Consider the following 26,260-nt stretch of genomic DNA (forward strand, 5'->3'; position numbering starts at 1 on the left):
TACGCCTGAAGTAAAAGAAGCTGTTCAAGAAAAGTTGTGGGATACTTGGTCGCCTGAACAAATTGTCGGTCGCATGTATCAAGGACAGCTAAGTTTTAAAACTATCTATCGCTGGATTTACGATGGACTTTTAGAAGTGCCTGCCACCGTTCTCCGTCAAAAAGGAAAGCGCCAAAAACCCCGTGAAACAAGGGGAAGATTTAACATTGGTACACCAATTTCTAAACGCCCAAAAGAAGTACGTAAACGTGAAACCTTTGGACATTGGGAATTAGATACAGTTGTATCTGGACGTGGGAAAGCAAAAGGTTGTGTAGCAACATTTATTGAGCGAATGACACGATGGTATGTTGGCTTTTTGATACCAGATCGCTCAGCTCAATCAATGGAAAGAGCAGTACGCCTACTTCATACTAAATTACCAAAAGACACTATAAAAACAGCCACAACAGACCGAGGTAAAGAATTTAGCTGCTATAAAGTGTTAGAAAAAGACTTGAAAATTGATGTTTATTTTGCGGATGCCTATTCTTCTTGGCAGCGTGGAAGTAACGAAAATGGAAATGGATTACTTCGCGAATTCTTCCCTAAGCAAACAAATTTCGATGAAGTATCACCAGAAGAACTAACAGAAGCATTAAACTATATCAACAATCGACCAAGAAAATGTCTTGGTTGGAAAACTGCAAACGAGGCATTTAATGATCAACTGTTGCACTTAATTTGACAAACTATCATATAAAAAAGCCGCTTTAAGTGACTTGGAAAACTATAAAGACCACCGTTGTTAAGATAGTCTTTTTGTTGAATTATGAGGTGAACCTTTTCTAACAAAATGAATAAAAATGAGTAGTATTAGTTGGAATAGAACAACAAATAAAAATACAATACCCAAAATGATGAATGCTATCATTTTAAGTTCAGGAGTTTGGGCTACCCCTGCATAATCAACTGTTCTTACCCCGATAAATATCGCTCCCGCTGCAAAAATGAATAGCCATACAATATTTAGGGCCCACCATATTTTCATACTCAAAATAAATATCCCCTTTCTATTCTAGAGACGCGCACGAACGAAAATCAATGAGGATTCTAAAATCAAGACGCTGTTTAATAAAAGTTATCCCAGATTTTTGTTGATAAACCTTAATGCTCCGATTGATATTTTGCCTTTATTTTTTAATTGTAACACTTTTCCTTTTTAGTTAGAAACAAACTTTAGGCAGTGCTTTCTCTCAGCCTAAGACTGGTTCCCTTACAATTCAAAAAAGAAATGACTAATTAATTGAACAAAAAAGATAACCAATATCAGCTCATGTTAATAAAAAAACATCACCCTCCAATAATGGAAGGTGATTCGTTTGATTTAAAGCCATTCGAGAGTGTTCAAAAACCTAATATTTTAATCTATACTGGACATGGATTATTGGATAGGTTGTTGAACGAGTCCTTAGCGTATGTTTTCAGCGTTTTGTATTTAAGCTTAATTACTCTATAGGTAAAGCATAATCAGGCTCTTTTCCAAACCACACATGTGCATAGTCTCCATTAATCCCTACACCCATTACTGTTAACGTGGACCAACTTCCAGCACCGATAATGACATTGTTATGTCCCATAGAATTTTTCCACAAGTCAAGCGCACGTGAAGGACTTATACCCATGCCACCTCTAGCTGAAATTTCGTAGCCATTTCCATTGTAAGACGTTAATTCGCGCGGTTTATCCCACATTTGTTTGGCATATTGGTGGTCGCCTGTATAACAAACTGGTGACCAAGAACCATTGGCAGACCAACTATGTAAGTTACAATCAATTCCCCTCTGATCCACCCCTTGTGATGGGGAATAATTATTAGAATCGATTACATGCGCCCTCGCTACTGTAGTTAGTGATCTTGAAATTGTGAATGGATTCAGCCCTAATGATTCTCGGTATTCATTGATTAATGTTGCCAATTCTTTTTCTTCATCTGTTAAATAATCTAAATCTATTATGTATGGCTTTTCGGTGATTATTAGCTCTTCAACAGATTCCTTCTCTTCAGTAGCATTTTCATATTTATGCGCGCGTGCTAAAAATGCTGAAAAATGACCTCTAGTTAAATTGTTCGAAGGTCTAAATGTCCCGTCCTCATAGCCATTCGTAATTCCCGCTGCAACTAGTTGTTGGACCGCTTCATATGCTGTGCTATTTTTAGGAACATCTTTAAAAGTTTGTTTGCCACTTGGTAAATTAAAGGCACGTGCGATGAAAATAGCCATATGACCACGTGTAACTTTTACGTTTGGCTTAAATGTGCCATCATCATAGCCCTTAATAATTCCTTGTTCAAATGCAGACTGGATATAACCACTATTTGGACTATGTTCAGGGACATCGCTGAAATTTGTAGGTCTTTGAGTACCGCTAAGTCCGACTGCTTTTGCTATCATAACCGCAACTTCCTCTCGCGTTAGAATATCATTCACGCCATATGTTTTCGTAGGCGCTACGATTCCCTTCTCTAACAAATACATTATCTCCTCATAGTTACTATGCTTCTCAGAAACATCACTAAATTGAGTCAAAGCCGCATGAACGTTTCCTATAGGCATTATTACAAATGCCAACAATAACGTAGTAATAAAAGTAATTAATCTCATATAATTCCTCCTCCTATCATTTAATACTAACAGACGGTTATTTAATTTTACATTTCATTCTTAAGATTCCAATTACAAGGGCTACTCAATTTGAGGGCTTTTTTGCTTTTTCAGGGTTGGTTTTAAAATTTTGCACACGATAGAAAATCGCATAAAAAAATCACCCTCCAATAATGAAGGGTGATTCGTTCAAAAGCCTTGTGGCTGTATGATTAAATTAAAAAGCCGCGTATGCCGTAGTTATTATAGAAAGTTTTAAACCACCACTCCTCAAAGTGGGTGTTCGCAGAAGCTTTCCTGCTTATCCTCATGCACCATGGTGTGAGGCCCGTCATTCCAACTCCAATAATAAAACTCCCTTTTACAGCTTAAAGGTTAAAACTTAATATTATACGAACAATGCAGCCTTTAAGGATATAATAAGGCATGTTAAACGATCTTGCAAGTAAGATGGTTTGTACAAAAAAGTCAATGGGCGAGTGTCCCAATTCAAACGTTTTCAAAATGAAATATCTCCAAAAACAAGAAACCGATTCATACTTTATTCACAAATGCGAACGAAAAATACGAACAACCTTTACTTAGTAGGGCGGAGTATGTAAGATAAAGGGGCATATATAGGGTTTACCTAGAAAATAATTAAAAGGAGGAAGCAGAAATGGCAGCTTATCCAAATTGTCCGAAATGTAATTCTGAATACACATATGAGGATGGAACGAACTTTGTATGTCCAGAATGTGCACATGAGTGGAGCACTGATGGAACAGAGCAGGAAGCAGATACGCTAATCGTAAAGGATGCTAATGGCAATCTACTTGCGGACGGCGATTCTGTTACAGTTATTAAGGATTTAAAAGTTAAGGGTAGTTCTTCAACATTAAAAATTGGGACAAAGGTGAAAAGCATTCGTCTCGTTGAAGGTGATCACAATATTGATTGTAAAATCGATGGCTTTGGTGCAATGAAATTAAAGTCAGAGTTCGTTAAAAAAGCATAATTACTGAAAAAAGAGTCGTGAAATGAATCGCTCCAACTTAATGTTGGAAGGCCATTCTAAATCGACTCTTTTTTTATTTTACGAATTGTGGACACACTTCAAAATCCGGGCGCAATTACAACAAGGTAAAATTGATTTTAATAAAAATTAGTAACTACTGTAACATTTAGGAAAGATATACGTTTTACTTGTGAAAAAACGAAATGAGGGAGATGGCATGGACAGACAGCGGAAAAACGAGCTAGAGCAACTTTATGAAAAATACGCGAAATCGTTATATTATTTTCTGCTGAAGATGTCTGGATCGGTACATATAGCGGAAGATTTAGTTCAAGAAACATTTGTGCGAGCCACGGTATCGTTGTCGTTTTATAAAGAAGAGGATGTGAGAGCATGGTTATTCAAAGTAGCACGGAACACATACCTAGATGAATGGCGCAAGCAAAAGAGACGAAGAACAATTCCGTTCGCACACTTATTTTGGAAAGATGAAATGCTAAGTCCATATGGGTTACCGGAAGAGGATTTTTTAACGCAAGAAGTGGCAAAAGATGTACAGGCGTTGCTGAAATTTTTGCCAGAAAATTACAGAATGATTTTATATTTACGTGAATATGAACAATTCACCTACTTAGAATTGCAGGAGGCACTAGAGCTTTCTGAGGGGCAGGTGAAAATACTTTTGCATCGTGCTCGCAAAAGGTTAGAAGAAATAGTAAAAAAGAATGGAGGTTTTCAACATGACTGAATGGTCGCAAAAGAATGAAAAAAGGATTTTAAGAAAATACCGTTTTACGTTAACATTTCGAGTGCTACGTATATTGCTAATATGCTTCGTTATTTATGCTCTCTATATAGCAGGGGTGTCCATTGTCTTTGAAAAAACGCGTCCTGATCTTAAGCATGCCTATAACTCTTTAATAGTACTTGAATGGCAACATCCAAATATTAAAGGTCGATATTCTATGGGCTTGCCTGCAGAAATAACACCATTTCTAACGCAAAAAATGAGTTATCCACTTGAGAAACAGGTAGGAAAGGAAAAAGTAGTAGTTGGTGAAATGCGTGTGGAAAAATCAATGTTAAATTCTAATTCATCTATGAGTATGAACTTAACGTCGACAAATACTTCACAACAATTTAATTTTAATTTACCAGAAGATCCTGTGACGGGAAAAGCAACCTCATCTCAACTTAACAACAATGTATGGAAGGCATTGGAAAAGTTACCTGAGGGAGCTGTAGCGGAAATGGCATTTTCGACTTCAACATTTAAAGAGCCTAAAGAATTGGTAAAAATGCTTGCTCCGTACGATGTCCGAATCGTTTGGATGCCATTATATACAGGTGAGTTTAAATCCTTTGAACCAACTTCTTCTGACCGCATTAGTGGCACAATTACCATTTATGATAGAATCGGGCTATCAGGTGGTTTAACAGCTAGTGATGATTATTCACATATATCTGAAGCACAGGACTTTACAAGTTTGAGAGATAGCCAGCATTGGATGTTAAAAAATATGGAAAAGCTTTTATCTGAAAAGGAAAGCTATTACGAAGGATTTCTAGGTTTACACCATTTGCAAGAACGCTATGATTATATTAAAAAGAATGGATTTCAAGCTTATGGTGCTGTTGTAACAGGACCGACAAAGAAGTTATTGATGCTTAAAGATCTAGAAGGTATTTCTAATGAAATGCTAGGGGATGTTGAACTTATGAACGGGTATAATTGGTGATGAAAGAAGTTGTCTCAAATACTTGAGACAACTTCTTTCTGCAAGGTAGAACATTATCTTTTAAACTTACGAAATAAAATAGCAAAAGCAGCACCGATTAGGGCGAAAATAGTATGTAAAAGTGCTATGTAGCTAGCTCCAATCAACAGTGTGCCGATTTCTGCGAATGAGTAGTAGGTGACATAGAGTGGGTTATTGATATTGTCAATAATGGCCCATACAAAAACAGGTACAGAGCTGATGGCAAAAACAATCCAAATATTTTTGTAAAAGAAATAAGTAAGACATCCAAAAATCGCGTACGATACAACAAAGCTTGTTTGATTGCCAAGTAAGGAAGAGTTAATGGCAAACATAAAGGATAGTACGATAAAAACAAGATGGAAAAATGTTACCGTTCTTTTCATTAGTAAAGGATAGCCTAGTGCTTGCTTTGAAGTAGCGAGCTGCCGACAATGCTCACAATTAGCTAAATGGTGTTCGACAAATTGTATAGTAGTTGTTTGGAGCGCTTGTTTCTTATACAAAGGTAATAAATCCTCTACAATTGAACATTCCTGTGACAAAAGCTTCCCTCCAATCGCTCCTTTCCATTATACGACTTTTTGGAGGAAATAAAAAAAGCCTTCCGCGAGTTCATTCGTTCGGAAAACTTGTACATGCACTTATTTAATTTGATGTTAACACTTCATTTGTCAAAGCTTGAATATCAATATGTGTTTTTTCTTTCACAGCATCCTTTAGGATCTCAGTACGGAAATAATGAACCGTAGCTTCAAGTGGAATAGCTAAAAGCTTGGAAAGAGCGGATTGATACATATACACAAATTCTTTATCTGTGTTTCCGCGTTTTAGCTCCGCAAAGGCTTCATAAAATTGGTCAAGCTTATCAGCAAACTCGAGTAGGCGACCTTCTATAGTGCTGTCCTTACCTTCTTTCATGCGCTCAATGAAGACCGCTTGAAACTCTTGCGGAATCTCATCAATAATGAATTTCTCCATCATTTTTTCTTCCACATGTGCAAGCATTTTTTTTAGCTCTGGGCTTGCATGCTTTACCGGAGTTTTAATATCGCCGATAAATACTTCAGCAAAGTCGTGATTGATGGTTTTTTCATATAATGATTTCCAATTGATCGTAGCTCCATTCATCTCCTCAAGTGTGGCAAAAAACATCGCATACTGTGATACCTTCCAAGAGTGAGCAGCCACATTGTGCTCTTCAAACTTGAAGCGTCCAGGGCATCGAATAATACGCTCTAGGTCATTAAGGCTTGTAAAAAATTGATGAATACCTATAAAAATCACTCCTTTTTGTTCTATATGTGCATGTTACTATAATACATACCCTCTTTGTGCAAATTTCAAACAATTTTACAATGATTCAATTTGCGTTTACAAAGGATTCACAATTGGCGATAAAGCGTGCTTGTGTTGAATGCTATAATGATGGGGAATGAATCAATTATGTGTCCGCATAATTGCGTCCGGAATCGGCTTTGTGCTAGCACAAGGAAATCCTTTTCGATTCCGTGAAAAGGGGAGTAACGCAACATGATTTCAATTTATACAATTCTTCTTTACATACATATTTTAAGTGCTGTTCTTTCGATTGGGCCTTTGTTCGTTGTTCTAACAATTGTTAAGAAAATGCGTATAGCGTCTCATGTTGAAATGTCACCTTACATTGAGGCATTTAAAGGAGCGATTACGATCGTCAAGCATTCGGGGCATGTTCTTGTTGCATCCGGTATTTTATTAATGTGGCATGCAGGCTATCATTGGAGTACCTCGTGGATTGTTCTTACATTTCTCGTGATGTTTGCCTCCATTGTTTTTTTAGCAAGAGCGTTCAAGCCAACTTTGCAAACATTCAATACACCTGCCTATGACCAGCAAAAATTTGCCGCACTGCTACATCGCAAAGCATGGATGTATATTTTGTTATTGCTAATCATGTTATGGCTAATGGTAGCAAAACCTGTGCTTTGGTAAAGAATAAAAATCGCACCCTGAGTTTTTTATGTTGCTGCCGCTACGTTTCATTGCGCTTTCGCACAAAAAAGATCTATTGGCTGAAGTTTCGTTTTACTAGAAGATACATGCTATGTGAAGTGGTTGATTGGAGTGGAGACTGAGCGACTCCTTGGGGATTAGCGTCGCAAATGAGACCCTGGAGCGAGCAACGAGAGTGAAGCGGCTCATCGGACGCCCCCAGGAAAGCGCTCAGTCGGAACGGAAATTAACCCCTCGTTTTGCCAAAGAGCCATACTGTATTTCATTGACACAATACACAATAGTTTTTCAACAATATGAAAAATTCGCACCCTGAGAGGAGTGCGAATTTTTTTCTTCAATCGTTAAGCAAGCGTTTGAAATAGCTTTTGCGAATAAATATATAACTACCGAAAAACAGGGCAAAGAAGCATAAAGAGCTCACCATAGAAACTTGCAAAAATGCTGTTGAAACCATTGCTCGCATGGCAAATAAAGTAGCGAATAACATCGTAATGGCTATCGCGAATGGTACAAATATAAGGATAGCCAGCTCCTTAGAAACAACTGTGAATAACTCTTTTTTAGATAGCCCAAGTTTCCGTATGCCTTCGTACTTTTCTTTTTCCTGAAGAAGTGTCGTTTGTAAATAAAAGTAGAGTATACTCATAGCCGCACTTAAGAAAATCAAGCTCAACATAGAGCCGATAAAAAACATAACACTTTTTGTAAACATTTCTACGTCATATAATTCAATTTTTGAAGCTACATAACGCTCCCCTGATATAGACGGCATATTCCTAATAATTTCTTGCGCAAGTTCTGTATGTGCTGTCCAATTGCCTAGTTCAAATAAATAAGTTTTATAAACAGGGGAATCGATATTGTTATAAAGGTGATCAGGCACAATAAAATATGTTTGCTGGAAGCCAGTAGATAATAAGTTTCGCTCATCAACAGAAGCAAGTTTAAGGTTTTTGAGATAAGGATCTGCAACTGTATTTGTTATTGGCAACAGTTTACGATCGCCAGCAACAGCTATAAATTCATCGTTATTTAAGCTAACCTTTTGATTTTTTAACAGATTATAATTAGAAACTGACATATAACCGAGTCGTTTATCTATATTTGATTTAAATTCAATGAAATATTTTTCTGAATCCACTGCGGATAATTGGTTTTCAAGATATGCAATATCAGCTGCTACCTTGCCTGCGTTAGCTTTAGAATCTGCAATGTATTGAAAACTGTAAGGATAGTTCTCTTCACTATCCTTTTTAACATTATAGTAAGAGCTAAATAAAACGCTTGTACTTAAAAAGACACCGCTTAATAAGAGTGTGATTAAAAATAGTATATTTGCGTGCGATTTCATTTTCGCATTGAGATTGGAGGCCAGTAGCATATTTGTTTTTTTCATATAGGCTGACGATCTTTCAAAAGTTTTTAGCAGGAAGCGCATTCCTTGTGAGATGACTAAATAAATTGTAGAAAGACCACTAACGAAAAACACTATATAGTAAAGAACTCCAAGACTCTCTACGAGGTCAGGATTGATTTTTAATAAATAAGCTAGAGCAGCAGAAATAATAATACTAATGAATAATAAAAGATAATGTGGTTTTAACGATTTTTCAATAACGGCGTCACTTTTTAAAAGCTGAATGGACGCTTCTTTATTAATAAATCTTGTCATTATTTTTGAAATCACAACGAATAATACAAGGAATAAACCAATCGTTAAACCAATTGCTTTAATAGGCATATACATACCGAAAGTTTCTGCTTTTAAAACAACCTTGGCACCCATTAAGAAGAGAGGTGCAATGACAAGCCCAAGAATAATGGCTGTAATAATCGCCATGACACCGATTAAAATATTTTCACGAAAGACTAACGTACGAATCTGTTTCATCGATGCACCAGTAATCATAAAAATACCAAGTGTTTTTGTTTTTTTCTTTAAAAAGGCCATGATGGAATAGGCGATATAAATAAATGAAAATAAATAAATGAGCAAACTCGCCAACATTAATGCAAGGCCAAGAGTTGAGTCGGGATCTAAACTTGCAAGACTCGGATGAAATACGATGACTGTAAATAGAAAGAAAATAATAATAGAGAACATACTGCTAAGGAAATACGAAACGTAAGTCCATTTATCACGTAAAATGTTTTGAACAACGATATGATTAAAGCTCATGCTGTCCACCACCTAAAAAAGCAAGTGTGTCCATGATTTCCTGGTAAAATTGTTTGCGATTATGACCACGATGAATTTCGTTATATAATTTACCATCTTTAATAAATATAATTCGATTGGCAAAGCTTGCTACATAAGGATCATGTGTCACCATTAAAATAGAAGTTTTCAGTTCCGTATGAATCGAACTAAATAAGTGCATGACATCGTTTACTGCTTTTGAATCGAGATTCCCTGTAGGTTCATCTGCCAACAATAAACTTGGCTCATGAATAACTGCACGAGCAATAGCTACACGTTGTTTTTGCCCACCAGAAATTTCATATATCCGTTTTGGCAGAAGCTCTTCAATTCCGAGAAATTGAGATACATGTTGAAGTCGTTGCTGCATTTTATCGGCAGGTAAACTATCTAAAGTTAACGGTAATAAAATATTTTCTTTCACCGTCAATGTGTGTACAAGATTAAAATCTTGAAAGACAAAGCCTAATTCTGAACGTCGGAACTTTGCAAGTTCTTCATCATCTAAAGAATAAGGATTTCTATTATTTATAAGAATTTCGCCAGCAGTAGGGCGATCGATTGTTGACACGCTATTTAAAAATGTAGTTTTTCCACTTCCTGAAGGCCCCATTACGGCTACGAATTCGTTCTCACCAAGCTGAAAATCTATACCTTTCAATGCCTTATATGTGATCTCGCCGATATATTCTTTTTGCAGATTGGTTACTTGTAGGATTGAGCTTCCCATTTTTGAACAACTCCCTTACTTTGATGGAATAGCTTAAGTATAAAGAAGGAGCAGCATTTTACCTATTTGGCTAAATGACGTCAATATGACAATGTTGTCATATTGGGCTTATATTCATGATTTTTTCACGCTATTTGAAAAGTCTATGGAAAAGGTAGTGACGCGCTTATAGGATTGTAAAGTAAAAGGATGCTCTAATACAGTCAAAATCTTTTTCACTAAATATAAGCCTATACCTGTTGCCTCACCACTCGCTCTTCCTTTTACCCCTGTATAAAATAAATCAAAGACACGTGAAATTTCACTCTCGGGAATCGTTTCTCCACAGTTTATAATGCGTAAAGTAGCCTCACCATAAATAATTTGAATAGTGCTTTCAGAATCACTATATTTAATGGCGTTATTGATGATTTGATAAAGCACGACTTTTAACCATTTACGATCGGAATAAATAATCGTATTTTCAACAATCGTCACTTTTGGAAAAACTTCTTTGGCGATGAAATAATCCTTTAAATCATTAACGACTTCCTTCGTAAGCATTTTTAATGAAAGTGCTTCTATTTTTAAGTCAGCCACTAGATTGGACGTGCGTTCATAAGTAAGTAGCTGATTGAGGGTAAACGTCAGCTTATCACATTCCTGATTAATTGTTTGCAAGTACTCGGATTGATTAGTTGAATTTGATTGGATCATCAGCTGAATAACCGACAATGGCGTTTTCATTTGATGGGCAAAATGTGAAAGTACAAGCTGTTTTTCTTTCCCTTGCTCCTCTAGATATTGCTGCTGTGTTAAGTATACATATTGCATTTGTCGTAGTTTTTTGCTGTAGGCTTGCTCCATCGTAGCCTGTGGTTCATGCAGATAGAGGTCATCGCCTGTTAATGTGCTCTTCTGCAAATGAGTATAGAGCTTTCTTCTTCGAAAATAACGTCCAATCAACCAAATGATAAATAGGAAGCTCACGAGAAAGATAAAATAAAGATAGTGTGAAGACAAATCATCCAATGAATGAATGATCCATGGTAATAATAGAAAGCTTACACAATAAAGAATGATTACACTTACATGATCTCGAAAGAAGAGCTTCATTCTTCTGCCTCCACTAATTGATAACCAAGTCCGCGAATTGTTTTAATTTCTAGTCTAGATTGGATCGCTCCGAATTTTTTGCGTAATCGGCCAATATTAACTGATAAAGTGTTTTCCTCAACGAAGGATTCATCATCCCAAATGGCACTTAACAATTTTTGACGAGGAACAACGTTAGGATAAGCTTCAAATAGTAATGTGCTAAGCTGCATCTCTTTTAATGTTAGTAGGCTCTCATGCTTTTCGGTGTAAAGACGAACTGTATTAGCATTTAATGTTGTATTTGCAATAGAGATTGAATTAGAATCGGAGGAAGCATATTCTCCGTATGTACGACGAATAAGACCGTTCACCTTTGCCATAAGCACATCTAGCGAGAAGGGCTTCGTAATAAAATCATCCGCACCATTTTCAATACCATATACTTGATCGATATCATTAATACGAGCAGATACAATGATAATAGGACAGTTGGACAGCTGACGGATTTTCCGCGACCAAAAGTACCCATCATAGGTTGGCAAGTTAATGTCCATAACCACTAGATGGGGTTGAATAGCTTGAAATTCTTCTACTATATGATTAAATTGTTGGACGGTATAGCATTCAAATTGATATTTAGATAAATGCTCCTCAATGATTTTTGAAATATTGATATCGTCCTCTATTATGTAAATTTTGTACATAGTATCGACCTCTCTTTATTAACATACTATTAATGTACCCTGATTTTTATAAATTCATAAATATGGCTCATAACCAAAACGTGGGGTTGATTTCCGTTCCGACTGGGGGCGTCCGATGAGCCGCTCCAAGGTCTCGGGCCAATAGGATGTTGGTCACGAAGGCGTTATCACAGGACGTGATGATTTTAGCCTTCGTTCCTCTATATCGTTGATCCCCGAGGAGTCGCCCAGTCGGAACGAAGATCAACTATTTCATAGCATATACTTTAATAAACATCATTCCTAGCTTTTGGCGAAGAGCTAAAAATATTTACATTAATATAGTAATTGTAACTTGAAATTATAAAAAAGAGCCACCACAAACCCAATTGGGAATGTGATGACCTCTTTCATTTATTTTTTGGAATGTGGAAGGTGATAGTCGTTCCTTCATTTAACGTGCTTGTAATTTGTAATCTCTGTCCGTAAATCCTTTTAAGACGTAAATCTGTATTACGTAGCCCTACGCCAGAGTTTGGCGAATAGTCACCGGATTGTAATTCATCTAATAGACTTGAATCAATTCCAACCCCATTATCTATAACGCTTACTGCAACATGATTCGGACAATCTTTTATACGAATACAAACTGTACCGCCATCTTCCTGTTTTAATACACCATGAACAATTGCGTTTTCCACTAAAGTTTGTAAGGAGATAGGGGGGATTTCAATATTTATATTGTCATCAATATCCCATTCGATATTTAGTAAGTCCCCAAAACGCTGCTGACTAATATAGAGATATGACCGTACTAGTTCTAACTCATCCTTAAGTGACACTACTCGCTGTAAATTCCGCACATCAAAGCTGGCATGTAGATATTCACCAAAATGATGCATTAAGTCAATCATTCGGTCTGTATCGATCGTACTAAGTGATGCAATTGAGTTTAATGTATTAAATAAAAAATGAGGCTGTATTTGAGCTTGAAGCCAAGCTGTCTCCAAATGTAGTCGTTGATTGATACTGTATTTTAAATCGATTAAGGCTCTACCTCTTAGCTTTAACTCTAAAGAATTAATTGGCTTCGTTACATAATCATTTGCACCATGGGCGAAACCAGTATAAATATCCGCGGGATAATTTCGAGCTGTTAATATTAAGACAGGTAATTCAAGTAATGAGTAATGCTCTCGAATAATTTCAGTTAATGCATAGCCTGATATATAAGGTAACATCGCATCAATAATGACTAAATCCCACTCTTCTCGCTGTAGTACCTCTAAGGCCTTCTCACTGCTAGTAACTGTAGTAACAGCATATTCTGTAGTTGCAAATAAGCTACGCATAATTGTTAAGTTCACAGGATCATCATCGACCATTAAAATGTTGAATTGCTTTTCCATTGTCGGGGATGAATTATTTTCTGCAATAGGAAGCTGTATGTCCTCTTCCTCTATATAACCTTGCCCTTCATTAAAGTCTCCCTCTGCTAATGGTAAGGTGAAAAAGACATCCGATCCTTTGTTAGGAATAGAGTGTATTTGTAAAGTTCCTCCATGTAATTCGATCAGCCTCTTTGAAATTAATAACCCAAGGCCGATTCCATCATTATTATCATTTCCTTGTTCGTAAGGGGAAAATAGACGACTTTGGATATCATCATCCATGCCTAACCCAGTATCACGAATATGGATGACAGCCATATTATTTTCAATTTGGGCGTTGATTTTTATAGATCCTGCACTCGTATATTTAATGGCATTGTGTAGGAGATTAAAAAGAATTTGAATCAATCGGTTTTCATCGGCCACCACATTAGGGAATGACCTAGGAATTGTTGAACTCATTTGAATCTGTTTACCAATTGTTATAAAGCGCAACAAATCAAAAACACCATAAACTGTCCCTTGAATGCTGACGTTCTGTTTATGGAGATGCAAATTACCTTCTTTTAAACGAGTAAAGTCTAATATGTCATTTAATGAAAATGACATGCTTCTCCCGATATCAATAAGATGTTTTAGGTTTTGTTTATCATCAGCCATAAGCTTATTGTTTGGATTATCGTAAATGGATTGCCCTAACGTAATCATTTTATTCATAGGATCCCATAGCTTTTGTGAGCTACTAGATAAAAATTCGTCTTTCAAAGCATCATCTTTTTGTAATTTAGCAATCAATTGATGAATCTGCTCTTTATTTTCAAAAAAACGTTTAAACCAATAGCCTGAGAAACCGAGCATCATAAACAAATAATCGAAGGGATACATCGGTATATCAAAAGAATAGTTGTTTTTGATATAAGCCCATATGATGCCATTCATTGTACCAAGGGCCGTCAATGCAATAAAAGCAGTGCTTTGCGTTTGATTTTCAAGATACTCTCTTAAAGCAAGTGCTACTACAGTTAAAAATGAAATGATATACAGTATAAAGTAAAGAGGATTTATTGTGTATAACCAATTAATCGGTAGGATGATAGTGAAAAATGCTGAAAGTGCGTAGAAAGCAAAGAACCACTGAAAGCTTTTAGCATGACGATATTTGACTAGTAAAACACGCATAAATTGAACAAAGAAAAAAGAAGATCCGAGAAAAATAATTGAAGATAACTTAAAAGACCATACATAATCAAGATGTAACCAGTTGAGCATAGATGGATCATGTGATATTAACTCATCTGCTAAAGGTAAAAGAAAGCCTATTGTGAACAGTAAAACAACTGGTTTTGGATAAATAAACAAAAACACAAGGCTACTAAAAAGTGCAAACAACAAGAGCGTTATTGAAATTATAGCAAAAGATAAATTATTAATAATTTGTTGGTGCGCCATAGCTGAAGCGGAGGTAAACCAGATTTTTTTATTAATAGTAGGACTTATTGTTGTATCGAAATTAGAAATATGTAAAATTATGTCAAGTTCAGGCTGCTCATTTGTAAAGTAATGCGTATAAGTAGCAACTTGACCGTGATGACTATGTGAATCAGTAGCTACTTTTCCTGACTGTTCAACTAACTTCCCGTTAAGGTACAATGCTGAGGCAGTTGACACTGCTGGAATCCGAATGGCATAACGATTATCTTTGGGAGCATTGTCATTGAGTAATATTTTTAAACGATATGTACCGTATCGTTCTGCGGTTGCCTCAGGTTCTTGCATAGGAATCACCCGGGTAGCTTGTTCAGATAATTGGAGAGACTTGTTATGATCAATATTTAATGGATCTATTAATAATCCGGGATAGTAGAGCCATTCCCCATCTAAGTAAAGGACTTCTTTATCGGATAGCTGATGATCCCGTAGATCAAATACACCTTCCTGGGCAATAGGTTGCTCACTGGAAGGGAGAAAATAGGTTAGCCATAGTATACGAAGTGTAGTAAGAACTATGAAAATTAAAATGATGAAAAGCGAATGTCGTATTGTCGCTTTTTTTAAAAGTGACATAAGAACCTCCGAAATTTACTGAATGTATTAAAAGGCCTATATTTACCATGCCATGAAATATAGAAAATGGGAATAAGAAATTTATAAAAAGGATACTTTCAGACTAATCAGAAAGAGTTGGTTTCCACTTCGGGCTACTCGTTTTCACACGAGAGTAGCGTGAGATCGTAGCTACTGCCTGTTGTATGTGTTAATTATATTTTTGGTGAATTAGTTTTCATTAAGGGATGTGAGTATAATTTCAAGGGGAGAAATAATCTGGTGTAGGTACATTCAAGCTAAAGCCTCCACGATTATGCAAAAGGCATACTATAATACCTGTTTACCAATAAGTTTAGGCATCGAGGGTATTTTTCTCGATGCCTAGAATTATTCAACAGATAGAGCGTTAAACAGCTCGGTCGTTTCTTGCTTTGGTAAAATACCGAGATCCGTCATCAATATACTTTTAAAGGTGTTGTAAACCTTTACTGCACCTGCTCGATGATCAACTGCTATATAGTGCCTCATTAGCTGTTGGATAGTTTTATCGGAATAGGGGGTATGTTCTACTGTTAAAAGTAATATATGCTCTCGTTTTTCCACATCATCTATTGCTGTATAATGCTCTACTAAATCATGAAGTAAAAGAGTAAATTTGTTGTTCATAAAACTTGCTTTACTAGTAATCCAGGGATAATCTAATGAGTTCATAAACTCACCTTGGTAATTTTGTACGAGCGCCTCAGCTCTCTCTACATCAATCTTGCCAGTCTCCGTTTTACCATTTAAAATATGCTCCAAGTCATGGGCATCACATTGAAAATCCTCTAATTGCAAAACATAGCAGCCGTTTGCATACTGTATGACTTCTGAATAACCCAATGCTGAAAGCGTAGTGCGTAGATAGGAAACTGTTGTATGTAACTGCACTCGTGCCTTTTTACATTCCGTGTCTGCCCATAAAGCTTCGATGATTGTATCGCGAGGCACATGACTATTAAGGTTGGAAAGAAGAAAAGCAAATAACTCTTTTGTTTTAAGCGTTCTCCAATGGACTGCTTTGTTATTATGTAAAACAACGAATCCTCCAAAGCATTGGATCGTAAGTGCGGGTTTATTTCGTAATTCTATAGGATTCGGTTTATTTTCTAGGTGAAGGAGTTCTTGGATTCTATTAATAGTTGTCTCTAGACGAGCTTTTGAAATAGGCTTTAATAAATAGTCAAGGGAGTGAATTTCAAATGCTTGTACTGCGTAGTCTCGATACGCAGTGACAAATACGATATAAATATTTTTGTTCCATTCTTTTAGAAGCTGTGCAATCTCTAAGCCGTTCATGCCAGGCATTTCAACATCTAAAAATGCCACTTGGAAATCCAAGCTTGGTCCCTCTGCAAGCAAATCTTTTACAGTAGTAAAAGATCTAACGACCTCTATTGAATTAAATTCCTTTAACTTTTTCTCCATGTTTATAAGCGCTAATGGCTCATCATCCATTACTATCGCTCGAATCAAAAAGGCCACCAACTTTCTAATGTTTACTAACCTGATATCAATTATATTCCAGTGGAGTAGGTTAAATTAAAATATCAATGACTGACCCCTTATACGGATGTATGGGCATTTGCTACTGCAATATTTAGATTGACCGCATTTTGCATAACACCCATTTGCACAGTATATTGTAGCTTCATCGGTTGAGAAGACATTACTGTATTAATTTCCAACCTATATTCCTCCTCTACCATATTATCGGATAAAAACACTTATTTTCCAACATATAAAGATTGCAAATAGAGTTCTAATATTACCTCCATAAAATTGTTCTTTTACCAAAAATATATTCGTTCTTGTATATTTTTCCGAATTTATAGCAATAATTCGTAATATCAGGTCTGTTGTCCTGAATGATTGCTTGTATTCTCTAGCATTAAGAGCCTAAATCTAGTGTGCTAGCAGAAGACTGCGAAATAATAAAATGTGGAGGTTACAAAATATGAAAAAACAAGCTTTAGCTTTAGCAGTAACATTAACCTTGGGATTAAGTTTATTTGCCAGTCCGTCATCTGCAAAGGACAAACTCTCTTTTATGCCATTCGATGCATTTTGGGGAATCTCGAAAATTTACAATTTAACTTTAGAAGATTATGAGCCAATGTTCGACTCAGACGCAAGGTGGTTTTATCCAGAGCAAAATTTAAATATAGCCGAAAAGAATAATGATAATTCGCCGAAAGACCAACACTTTGTTGAGGCCGGAGATACTTTATTTACAATTGCACGTGTGAATGATGTGTCAGTGGAAGAGTTGCAGGAATGGAATAACCTTGATTCTGCTGATCTAATTTATGTAGGTGAATCATTGGCTATCAAAGCTTCTGCAGCAAAACCTAAAACGACCGAAAGCAAACCTAAAACGGTAGCAACGACATCAAGAAAAAAGCAAGCGACAGCTTCAAGTAATAAAGTTGCGACATCTAGTACAAAATCAGTGAGTATTCCGACAACTACGGGCAAAACGTTCACAATGCGAGCAACAGCCTATACAGCATATTGCGAAGGATGTTCGGGAATTACAGCGAATGGAACAGATATAAGATCGAATCCAAACTTAAAGGTAATTGCTGTTGATCCACGAGTAATTCCTCTTGGAACAAGGGTTTGGGTTGAAGGTTATGGTGAAGCAATTGCAGCAGATACTGGTGGAGCGATAAAAGGTAATAAAATTGATGTATTTATTCCTACCGAGGGACAAGCTCGTCAGTGGGGCGTCAAAAATGTAATTGTAAAAATTTTAAATTAATGTAATTGTGAGGGTGTCTCCTTGAATTGGAGATACCCTTTTTATAGGTTTACAAAATTTACGCCTTAATCAATGATTCGTAAAATTCCCATTGAACTTGCATAAGTGGAAGGATTGTTGGAAACCATCAAAAAGAGGAGGGATTTTTATGAAAAAAATGAGCTTAATAATAATTTCTTTATTAGTATTTGTTGGTGGTTGTAGTTTCTTTGAAAAGAAGGAGCAAAAAGTGGCAGTTAACGCAAATTCAGGGTTAACTGCAACCGCGAAAGTAATTGGTAAAAATAATGAAAGCTATGGCAATGCATATTTTGAGGAAGAGGATAATGGGGTTAAGATGACACTCGCACTATCAGGATTGCCAGCAGGAAAACATGGCATTCATATTCACTCCGTTGGGAAGTGTGAACCACCGACATTTGAATCAGCAGGTCCTCATTTTAATCCTACGAGTAAAGAGCATGGGAAGGATAACCCTAAAGGATATCATTTAGGAGATCTTCCAAATTTAGAAGTTGGAGAAGATGGTAAAGTGGATCTAAACTTTTTAGCTGAAGGGCTAACATTAGAAAAAAATGCTGCCAACTCATTGTTACGTGAGGGGGGCACTACATTAATCATTCATGAATCAGAAGATGATTATAAAACGGATCCTTCGGGGAATTCTGGTGCTAGAATTGCTTGTGGCATTATTCAATAAGGACAATGAATCGACTGTATCTAAAGAAAATCACTTTAGATACAGTTTTTTTGTTTTAAGGGTAAAAATCGACAACAAATGATTAATGTCCCGAGATCATTCATTTTTGATTCAAGGAGGATATTTGTTAAAACGTATTTTTTTTATACAAGTTGATTGGAGTGGAGGCTGGGTGACTCCTTGGGGATCAGCGTCACAGATGAGACCCTGGAGCGAGCAACGCGAGTGAAGCGGCTCATCGGACGCCCCCAGGAAAGCGCCCAGTCGGAACGGAAATCAACCTCACGTTATGGTGATGAGTATTTTTCTTATAAAGAAGAAGTAAATGGTTACTTCAATAATGAACATGCATTTTTTATACATATAGAAATTGAAATTGTTTTCTTAGAAAAAGAATTTAATGGTTTAATGTAGATAATTTCGGTTCGAAGAAGTTATTGATTTAGTAAAGAAATATTAGGCATTTGAGGGAAATGGTATAATTATAAAAGACTGAATTTATAATAAATTAATTGACATTAATATACTAAATTTGATAATTTTAAATAGATTCTTATTTATAACCAAGGGGGAAGGTTACTATGAAGAAAAAACAATTCAGGTTATTAATGCTATTAAGTGCCTTTGCGCTATTGATTTTAGCTGCATGTGGTTCGGATAGCGGAGCAGGTTCAAAGGACTCGGATAAGGATGATTCGACAGCATCCGCTAAGCCGAAATTTTTGAACTTATTAACAGGTGGAACACAAGGTACTTACTATGCACTAGGTGGGACATTTGCTGATTTAATTTCTAAAGAAACAGACATTAAAACAACTGCTGAAGTATCTCAAGCATCTGCTGCCAATATGACGGCTTTGCAAGATGGTAAAGGTGAAATTGCTTTCGTGCAATCAGATATTGCTTTCTACGCTACTGAAGGAACAAAAATGTTTGATGGTAAAAAAATCGATACAATTGCTGCTCTAGGCGCACTTTATCCAGAAACAGTACAATTAGTAACGACTGAAGCATCAGGCATTAAATCATACGCGGATTTAAAAGGGAAAAAGGTTTCTGTAGGTGCACCAGGTTCTGGAACTTACGCAAATGCTGAGCAACTACTTGAAATTCATGGTTTAACAATGGATGATATCAAAGCACAAAACCTTGATTTCGGTGAGTCTGCAGACGGTCTTCAATCTGGCCAAATTGATGCAGCATTTATTACTGCGGGTACGCCAACAGGTGCTGTTGAGGCATTAAATGCAACAACTAAAATAAATATCATCGGTATGGATGCTGGTAAAGCGGATGAATTAATTGCTAAGTATCCTTACTATGCAAAAGATACAGTAAAAGCTGGTACGTATGGTATCGCGAAAGATACTGAGACAGTTTCGGTGCTTGCAATGCTTGCGGTGAAAAAAGATCTTCCAGAAGATGTTGTTTATTCAATGACGAAAGCTATTTATGATAACAAAGATAAAATTTCGCACCCGAAAGGGCAATTTATCAAAGCTGAGACAGGTTTACAGGGTATTAACATTGACGTTCACCCAGGTGCTCAAAAATACTTTGATGAAAGTAAATAACAGAACATTCGAAGGTTAAATGTAGGTTTTATCAGGCGAATCTAACGTTATTTTCTTAAATACAAAGAGGCTCGGATTGCGTAAAGCTTCGAGTCTCTTTTCTTCCTTAGTAGTGATAAAAGCGAATAGCTTTTTAAGTGGGGGAACTGATGTGGTGCGAAAGAGAACGTTAATTATTGTTTTAGCTTTTTTATGCATTTGCTTTAATATAGTCATTTTTCTTCCTCTTCAAAAGGTATTCGTATTTACGGAAACACGTATAAATGACCCGATAATGCATTATATACCACTTACAACTGAGGATACATTTGATATTAGATACACTCACTCTATCCATAAAACGGATGTACTCGAGCATTATAAATGTGTAGACGGAACGAGTATTCAAATGTTAGGGATGGAGTATGAGAGTTTAGCAATCGGCATGCCAAGCTATGCAGAGGAAAATCAAACATTAACAGAACGAGATGGTAAATATTTTTTGCAGTTTGACAACGAAGAAGTCATTAAAAATTTTACGATCTATATAGGCGATTTAGATTTAGACCTTGTATTAGATTACAAAGATTATGAATACGATTTAAAAAAAGATTTACAAAGGGGAAAATCCTATTTATTTGAGGTGAAGCGTTTATCGCTTTATGAACAGTGGAAAGGAGCAAGGATGAAATGACGACACAGCATAAATCAAACGAAGAAGTGAAAAAAGAAGAATTCGAACAAATATCAGCGGAAGAGCAGCAAGCAATACTTGAGAAATATGATATTGAATCTAATGTACGAACGGTATCGGGCGTTATGAAGCATATCATTTTCTTTGGACTACTAGCATTTTCGTTGTTCCAGCTTTACACAGCAATTAAAGGTCAATTTCCAGCGCAAATCCAGCGCACGATACATTTAGGTTTTGGTTTGACCCTAATATTCTTACTCTTCCCTGCTCGAAAAAAAGCGGCAAAGAATAAAATTGCATGGTTCGATTATATTTTAGCGATATTATCTATTGTAGTAGGTTCGTATTGGACAATGAATTATTCAGAGCTTGTTAAGAGTAATGGTACCATTACACAAACAGATTTTATTGTGGGCCTCATAGCTGTTGTATTAGTGCTTGAGGCAGCCCGCCGTGCAGTAGGGTTACCGATTACTATCATTGCTGTAGGTTTCTTAATCTATGCATATTTCGGACCGTATTTCCCGGATTTCCTGGCACATAGAGGGCAAGATTTTGAGAGTATTGTCAATCTCATGTATTTTACGACAGATGGTATTTTTGGAACACCAATTAGTGTTTCTGCCACATTCATTTTTGTGTTTTTACTTTTTGGAGCATTCCTTGTAAAAACGGGTGTTGGTCAATACTTTAATGATTTAGCGGTATCTCTTGCAGGTAAATTAATTGGTGGTCCTGCAAAAGTAGCGGTATTTTCTAGTGCGCTTCAAGGTACAATTTCGGGAAGCTCTGTAGCGAATGTTGTAACATCTGGATCCTATACGATTCCGATGATGAAAAAGCTTGGCTACCGTAAAGAGTTCGCAGGTGCGGTTGAGGCAGCGGCATCTACAGGTGGGCAGTTAATGCCTCCAATTATGGGTGCGGCAGCGTTTTTAATGGTTGAGTTTATCGGTCGTGGAATTACGTATTGGGATATTGCGAAGGCGGCGGCGATACCTGCATTACTTTATTTTACAGGTATTTGGATTATGACTCATTTCGAGGCGAAACGTGTAGGTTTAAAAGGTTTACGTGATGATCAAATGCCAAATCGTCGAGAAGTATTTAAGAAAATTTACCTTCTATTACCGATTGTTGCAATCATCGTTTTAATGTTAACAGGTACAGCGGTAATGCATGCTGCACTATACGGTATTCTTATTTCTATTGGTGTTGCCATGTTTAATAAGGAAACACGTTTAAAACCGAAAGATATTATTGATGCATTAGTTGAAGGGGCACGTACAGCACTTGGTGTAGTAGCGGCAACGGCCTGTGCAGGTATTATCGTAGGTGTTGTTGTGAAAACAGGTCTAGGCCTAAGTTTAGCGAATAGTTTAGTAGAATTAGCTGGTGGTAGTATTATTTTAACACTGATATTTGTTATGATTGCTTCCCTAATTCTTGGGATGGGGGCTCCGACAACAGCAAACTATGTAATTACGTCAACAATTGCTGCTCCGGCAATCGTGGCATTATTATCGCCGAATACACCACAAGAATTAGTACCAGTAGTCGTTTTATTATCGGCACACTTCTTTGTATTCTATTTTGGTATTATTGCTGATATAACACCACCTGTTGCACTTGCTGCTTTTGCGGCTTCGGGAATCTCTGGGGGAGATCCGATTAAAACGGGTGTAAACTCAGCGAAGCTTGCTATTGCAGCGTTTATTATTCCGTATATGATTGTATTCTCACCTGCGTTGTTAATGATAGATACAACTATACCTCAAATTATATGGGTAGTATTCACAGCTATCACAGGAATGGTAGCGATAGGTGCGGGAGTAATCGGTTACTGGTATCGCAAAATGCTTTGGTTTGAACGCATTATTGCGATCGCAGCTGGTTTACTTCTGATCTATCCAGAAAAATTTTCAGATTGGGCAGGCTTAGCTATCTTTATTGCAATGTTTGTTATCCAATACGTAACACAGCATAAAGGTAACGATGATGACAATCGAAATAGTAAAACGGGTGCTATAGCTTAAGGAAGAGAAGGTAAAAAGGCTTCTAACCAATATGATATTAAATAAAAAGAATCTGCTCATTTTCTGAGTTAGTAAGTGCATGCCTTGTAATATCTACAAGGAATTTGACTTACAAGCTGCAGGAACGAGCAGGTTCTTTTTATTTTGTAGTTGAAAATGAAAGTAGGATAAGAAACATCTATATAACTTAACGCTAAAAAAATCAATAAAAATGATTATCAAAATATGTTCAAATACCAGCAAAAGTTGATTTGCATGCTTTTGTGAAGATTGTTAGTGTTGATAACTGTAATAAAGGTTAGCCATTTAAAGGGAGTTATCCTTTGTTATATTTTCAATGCGTTGAAAGGAGATTTCTATATGAAAAAAGCGAGCTTACTTTTAATGATCATCCTTTTAGTCTTTTTTCAATTCTCTTTGAGTTATCAATCTGTTTATGCGTCAAGCGGCGATGAAAATGATACTGTAGCATCGAGAAATTTAGAGGATGAAAGTATTCAAAAAGATGATGAAAACAAACCAAAGCCAGAAGATGCCTTTATAACGAAAGATCTTGGAAATGGCGTTGCGATTATTAAGCATTATTTTGGTATAGCAAAGGATTATATTATTATCCCTAGTGAAATCGGAGGTAAACAAGTTATAGAAATAGGACGTGGAGCATTTTCGGATAAGAAGCTAACAAGTGTAGAAATCCCATCAAGTGTAATAACGATTGGGGAACTTGCATTTTCTAGTAATAAATTAACGAGTGTAGATATTCCATCGAACGTTCGAACGATAGGGCAAAGTGCATTTTATAATAATCAATTAACAAGCGTGAAAATTCCTGAAGGCGTTAAGACGATAGAAGCGGCTGCATTTTACAATAATCGTTTAACAGACATAGAGATTCCATCTAGCGTAACAACGATACAGGATTTTTCGTTTTATGGAAATCAATTAACGAGTTTAGAAATTCCGTCAGGTGTTACATCGATAGGAACATCAGCATTTAATGCAAATCCAATATCAAGTTTAGAAATTCCAGCAAGTGTTACAACGATTAAGAGTAGTGCTTTTTATAATAACAGTTTTGATTTTGTAACGTTTAATGGTACACATAATTTCCAATGGACTGAAAAAAACTCTCCATTCAATCCACAAAAAAGGAAGGGAGAACATTCTTAGGGTGGTTTGAAGATGAGGATTTTACAATAGAATGGAATTACTCAGTAGTACAACCAATGACAATTTATGCGAAGTGGAGCCATTATACTGTCACTTTTAATTCCGATGGAGGAAGTGGAGTTCCGACGATAATGGTAGCATATAACGAAACAATGAAAGCTCCGTCGAATCCAGGGAAAGAAGGCTATGCATTTGAAGGTTGGTATAAGGATAAAGAACTGAAGGAACTATGGGATTTCGATCAAGATGCAGTGAAGAAAGATATCACGTTATATGCTAAGTGGAAAAAAGCGCAATATACAGTCACATTTGATCCCAACGGCGGAAGCGAAGTTCCATCCCAATCAGTAGTATCTGGTCAATTAGCAAAGGCGCCATCCACTCCGGTAAAAGAAGGGCGCACATTTGCTAGTTGGTATAAGGATAAAGGGCTTACGGAAGCGTGGAAATTCGAACAAGATGTAGTGAAAAAAGATATCACGCTATACGCTAAATGGACGAAAGCGAGCTATATCGTTACTTTTGATGCTAATGGAGGAAGCGCAGTTCCATCCCAATCAGTAGAATCTGGAGAATTAATAAAAGCCCCATCCACTTCAGTAAAAGTAGGATACACATTCGGGGGTTGGTATAAAGACAAAGGTCTAACAGACGTGTGGGATTTTACAAAAGACGCAGTGACTAAAAATGTTACGTTGTATGCGAAATGGACAAAGGATCATACGCCGGGAGGGGGATCTGGTGGAGGATCGGGCGGAGGTTCGCCAAACTATAAAGTCAATTTTGACTCTAATGGAGGAAGTAAAGTTCTGTCACAAACGGTTAGCTATAACGACCTCGTGAAAGCCCCAATTACTCCAGTGAAAGAAGACTATCAATTTGTTGGCTGGTATAAGGATGCAGAGCTTAACAATGCATGGGACTTTGCGAAAGATAAAGTAACTGCAGACATCACGTTGTATGCGAAGTGGACACAGGACTATATAGTTACTTTTGAGTCAAATGGAGGTAGTAAAATCCCGTCGCAAACGTTGCCATATAAAGCTTTAGTGAAAGCTCCTTCTAATCCGAAGAAGGAAGGCTACTTGTTTATCAGCTGGTATAAAAATGAAAAATTCGCAAAAGCATGGGATTTTGCAAAAGATGTCGTTACAGAAGACCTCACATTATATGCGCGATGGATGAAGGATAGTAAGCGCTGTGACATTACTTTCATGGATATTGATCATAACTGGGCACAAGATATGATTAAAGAAGTGGCCAAGCGATGCATTATTATAGGCTATCCAGATGGCACTTTCCGACCGAATGATATGATTCAGCGTCAACACGTAGTGCTTATGATTGATCGTGCATTACAACCAGCGCCAATTCGAGATGCTGTATCCTTTTCGGATGTCCCTAAAAGTCATGTGAATTATGAACAAATTACACGACTACAACGAGCGGGTATCGTGGACGGTTCAAATGGAGCGTTTCGACCAAACGCTTCTATAACACGTGCCGAAATGGCAAAAGTGATAGTGATTGCATTTGGCTTAACACCAGAAGGCAATAGTACATTCAAGGATGTCGCCCCATCCCACTGGGCGAGTGAATATATTGCCGCTTTAGCAGACCATAACATTGCACTAGGCGATGAAAACGGTAATTTTAGACCAAATAAAAACTTAACACGCGCAGAATTTACGGCGATTATGTACCGAGCGCTTGGTTTATAAGTCCTACCTTAAAGGGAGATGTATCGTAATATGATACATCTCTTTTTCTGTTAAAA

At 36.8% G+C, this 26,260-nt stretch carries 24 protein-coding genes and 1 other RNA gene; 13 read left to right on the plus strand and 12 right to left on the minus strand.

What is annotated here, in order from left to right:
* The coding region (locus ABE34_RS23835; protein WP_197144877.1) for an IS30 family transposase at nucleotides 1–727 on the plus strand (727 nt) is incomplete at its 5' end.
* A gap of 60 nt (nucleotides 728–787) precedes the next feature.
* Here the strand turns inward: ABE34_RS23835 and ABE34_RS23840 are convergent.
* From ABE34_RS23840 to ssrS, 3 genes are all read right to left on the minus strand, one after another.
* A complete protein-coding gene (locus ABE34_RS23840) occupies nucleotides 788–1,030 on the minus strand; it encodes a DUF3923 family protein (protein WP_197144917.1) in 243 nt (80 codons plus the stop codon).
* A 457-nt stretch (nucleotides 1,031–1,487) separates the two neighbouring features.
* Complete coding sequence (locus ABE34_RS23845; protein WP_197144878.1) at nucleotides 1,488–2,645, minus strand: S-layer homology domain-containing protein; 1,158 nt, start codon at nucleotides 2,643–2,645, stop codon at nucleotides 1,488–1,490.
* 218 nt (nucleotides 2,646–2,863) lie between these two features.
* A non-coding RNA gene (gene ssrS / locus ABE34_RS23850) (6S RNA) lies at nucleotides 2,864–3,056 on the minus strand.
* Nucleotides 3,057–3,303: 247 nt separating this feature from the next.
* On the opposite strand from ssrS, the gene ABE34_RS23855 reads away from it, so the two are divergent.
* The 3 genes from ABE34_RS23855 (at nucleotide 3,304) to ABE34_RS23865 (ending at nucleotide 5,381) form a co-directional block, all read left to right on the plus strand.
* Nucleotides 3,304–3,642 carry a zinc ribbon domain-containing protein YjdM gene (locus tag ABE34_RS23855; protein ID WP_079563050.1) on the plus strand — a complete coding sequence of 113 codons (339 nt, stop codon included), beginning with the start codon at nucleotides 3,304–3,306 and terminating at the stop codon, nucleotides 3,640–3,642.
* Between the two features lie 217 nt (nucleotides 3,643–3,859).
* On the plus strand, nucleotides 3,860–4,390 hold the full coding sequence (locus tag ABE34_RS23860; RefSeq protein WP_197144918.1) for a sigma-70 family RNA polymerase sigma factor: 531 nt from the start codon (nucleotides 3,860–3,862) through the stop codon (nucleotides 4,388–4,390).
* Nucleotides 4,383–5,381, plus strand: a complete 999-nt coding sequence (locus tag ABE34_RS23865; RefSeq protein ID WP_197144879.1) for an anti-sigma factor — start codon at nucleotides 4,383–4,385, stop codon at nucleotides 5,379–5,381. The genes ABE34_RS23860 and ABE34_RS23865 overlap by 8 nt, the downstream gene beginning before the upstream one ends.
* Before the next feature lie 53 nt (nucleotides 5,382–5,434).
* Here the strand turns inward: ABE34_RS23865 and ABE34_RS23870 are convergent, their stop codons facing one another.
* Nucleotides 5,435–5,947 carry a zf-HC2 domain-containing protein gene (locus ABE34_RS23870; RefSeq protein ID WP_197144880.1) on the minus strand — a complete coding sequence of 171 codons (513 nt, stop codon included), beginning with the start codon at nucleotides 5,945–5,947 and terminating at the stop codon, nucleotides 5,435–5,437.
* Between the two features lie 103 nt (nucleotides 5,948–6,050).
* The gene (locus tag ABE34_RS23875) at nucleotides 6,051–6,689 is read right to left on the minus strand and encodes a YfbR-like 5'-deoxynucleotidase (protein ID WP_197144881.1); all 639 of its coding nucleotides are present in this window, start codon (nucleotides 6,687–6,689) and stop codon (nucleotides 6,051–6,053) included.
* A 246-nt stretch (nucleotides 6,690–6,935) separates the two neighbouring features.
* Between ABE34_RS23875 and ABE34_RS23880 the strand changes: the two genes are divergently transcribed.
* The gene (locus ABE34_RS23880; protein ID WP_197144882.1) at nucleotides 6,936–7,376 is read left to right on the plus strand and encodes a hypothetical protein; all 441 of its coding nucleotides are present in this window, start codon (nucleotides 6,936–6,938) and stop codon (nucleotides 7,374–7,376) included.
* Between the two features lie 358 nt (nucleotides 7,377–7,734).
* Here ABE34_RS23880 and ABE34_RS23885 read toward each other — a convergent pair whose 3' ends face one another.
* From ABE34_RS23885 to ABE34_RS25570, 7 genes are all read right to left on the minus strand, one after another.
* Complete coding sequence (locus ABE34_RS23885; protein ID WP_197144883.1) at nucleotides 7,735–9,579, minus strand: FtsX-like permease family protein; 1,845 nt, start codon at nucleotides 9,577–9,579, stop codon at nucleotides 7,735–7,737.
* Nucleotides 9,569–10,330 (minus strand): ABC transporter ATP-binding protein, encoded by a 762-nt coding sequence (locus ABE34_RS23890; RefSeq protein WP_197144884.1) that lies wholly within the window; start codon nucleotides 10,328–10,330, stop codon nucleotides 9,569–9,571. The genes ABE34_RS23885 and ABE34_RS23890 overlap by 11 nt, the downstream gene beginning before the upstream one ends.
* Nucleotides 10,331–10,444: 114 nt before the next feature.
* A complete protein-coding gene (locus tag ABE34_RS23895; protein ID WP_197144885.1) occupies nucleotides 10,445–11,425 on the minus strand; it encodes a sensor histidine kinase in 981 nt (326 codons plus the stop codon).
* The gene (locus ABE34_RS23900) at nucleotides 11,422–12,111 is read right to left on the minus strand and encodes a response regulator transcription factor (RefSeq protein ID WP_197144886.1); all 690 of its coding nucleotides are present in this window, start codon (nucleotides 12,109–12,111) and stop codon (nucleotides 11,422–11,424) included. The genes ABE34_RS23895 and ABE34_RS23900 overlap by 4 nt, the downstream gene beginning before the upstream one ends.
* Nucleotides 12,112–12,500: 389 nt before the next feature.
* Entirely contained in the window at nucleotides 12,501–15,545 is a 3,045-nt protein-coding gene (locus ABE34_RS23905) for a hybrid sensor histidine kinase/response regulator (RefSeq protein ID WP_197144887.1), read from the minus strand.
* 369 nt (nucleotides 15,546–15,914) lie between these two features.
* Nucleotides 15,915–17,042, minus strand: coding sequence for a response regulator (locus ABE34_RS23910; protein WP_197144888.1), 1,128 nt, complete (start codon nucleotides 17,040–17,042; stop codon nucleotides 15,915–15,917).
* Nucleotides 17,043–17,131: 89 nt separating this feature from the next.
* Entirely contained in the window at nucleotides 17,132–17,254 is a 123-nt protein-coding gene (locus ABE34_RS25570) for a hypothetical protein (protein WP_276569532.1), read from the minus strand.
* A gap of 269 nt (nucleotides 17,255–17,523) precedes the next feature.
* Here ABE34_RS25570 and ABE34_RS23920 point away from each other — a divergent pair, with 269 nt between their 5' ends.
* The 8 genes from ABE34_RS23920 (at nucleotide 17,524) to ABE34_RS23960 (ending at nucleotide 26,204) form a co-directional block, all read left to right on the plus strand.
* The gene (locus tag ABE34_RS23920; RefSeq protein WP_197144889.1) at nucleotides 17,524–18,330 is read left to right on the plus strand and encodes a 3D domain-containing protein; all 807 of its coding nucleotides are present in this window, start codon (nucleotides 17,524–17,526) and stop codon (nucleotides 18,328–18,330) included.
* Between the two features lie 148 nt (nucleotides 18,331–18,478).
* Nucleotides 18,479–19,030, plus strand: a complete 552-nt coding sequence (locus ABE34_RS23925) for a superoxide dismutase family protein (protein WP_197144890.1) — start codon at nucleotides 18,479–18,481, stop codon at nucleotides 19,028–19,030.
* Nucleotides 19,031–19,210: 180 nt separating this feature from the next.
* A complete protein-coding gene (locus ABE34_RS23930) occupies nucleotides 19,211–19,444 on the plus strand; it encodes a hypothetical protein (protein WP_197144891.1) in 234 nt (77 codons plus the stop codon).
* A gap of 167 nt (nucleotides 19,445–19,611) precedes the next feature.
* Nucleotides 19,612–20,604, plus strand: coding sequence for a TAXI family TRAP transporter solute-binding subunit (locus ABE34_RS23935; RefSeq protein ID WP_197144892.1), 993 nt, complete (start codon nucleotides 19,612–19,614; stop codon nucleotides 20,602–20,604).
* A gap of 151 nt (nucleotides 20,605–20,755) precedes the next feature.
* Nucleotides 20,756–21,277, plus strand: a complete 522-nt coding sequence (locus ABE34_RS23940; RefSeq protein ID WP_197144893.1) for a DUF1850 domain-containing protein — start codon at nucleotides 20,756–20,758, stop codon at nucleotides 21,275–21,277.
* The gene (locus tag ABE34_RS23945; protein ID WP_197144894.1) at nucleotides 21,274–23,313 is read left to right on the plus strand and encodes a TRAP transporter permease; all 2,040 of its coding nucleotides are present in this window, start codon (nucleotides 21,274–21,276) and stop codon (nucleotides 23,311–23,313) included. The genes ABE34_RS23940 and ABE34_RS23945 overlap by 4 nt, the downstream gene beginning before the upstream one ends.
* A gap of 360 nt (nucleotides 23,314–23,673) precedes the next feature.
* A complete protein-coding gene (locus ABE34_RS23950; protein WP_197144895.1) occupies nucleotides 23,674–24,483 on the plus strand; it encodes a leucine-rich repeat domain-containing protein in 810 nt (269 codons plus the stop codon).
* A gap of 56 nt (nucleotides 24,484–24,539) precedes the next feature.
* Nucleotides 24,540–26,204 carry an InlB B-repeat-containing protein gene (locus ABE34_RS23960; protein ID WP_197144896.1) on the plus strand — a complete coding sequence of 555 codons (1,665 nt, stop codon included), beginning with the start codon at nucleotides 24,540–24,542 and terminating at the stop codon, nucleotides 26,202–26,204.
* Nucleotides 26,205–26,260: the final 56 nt, after the last annotated feature.

The organism is Lysinibacillus sphaericus (assembly GCF_015844675.1).
Taxonomy (GTDB): Bacteria; Bacillota; Bacilli; order Bacillales_A; family Planococcaceae; genus Lysinibacillus; species Lysinibacillus sphaericus_E.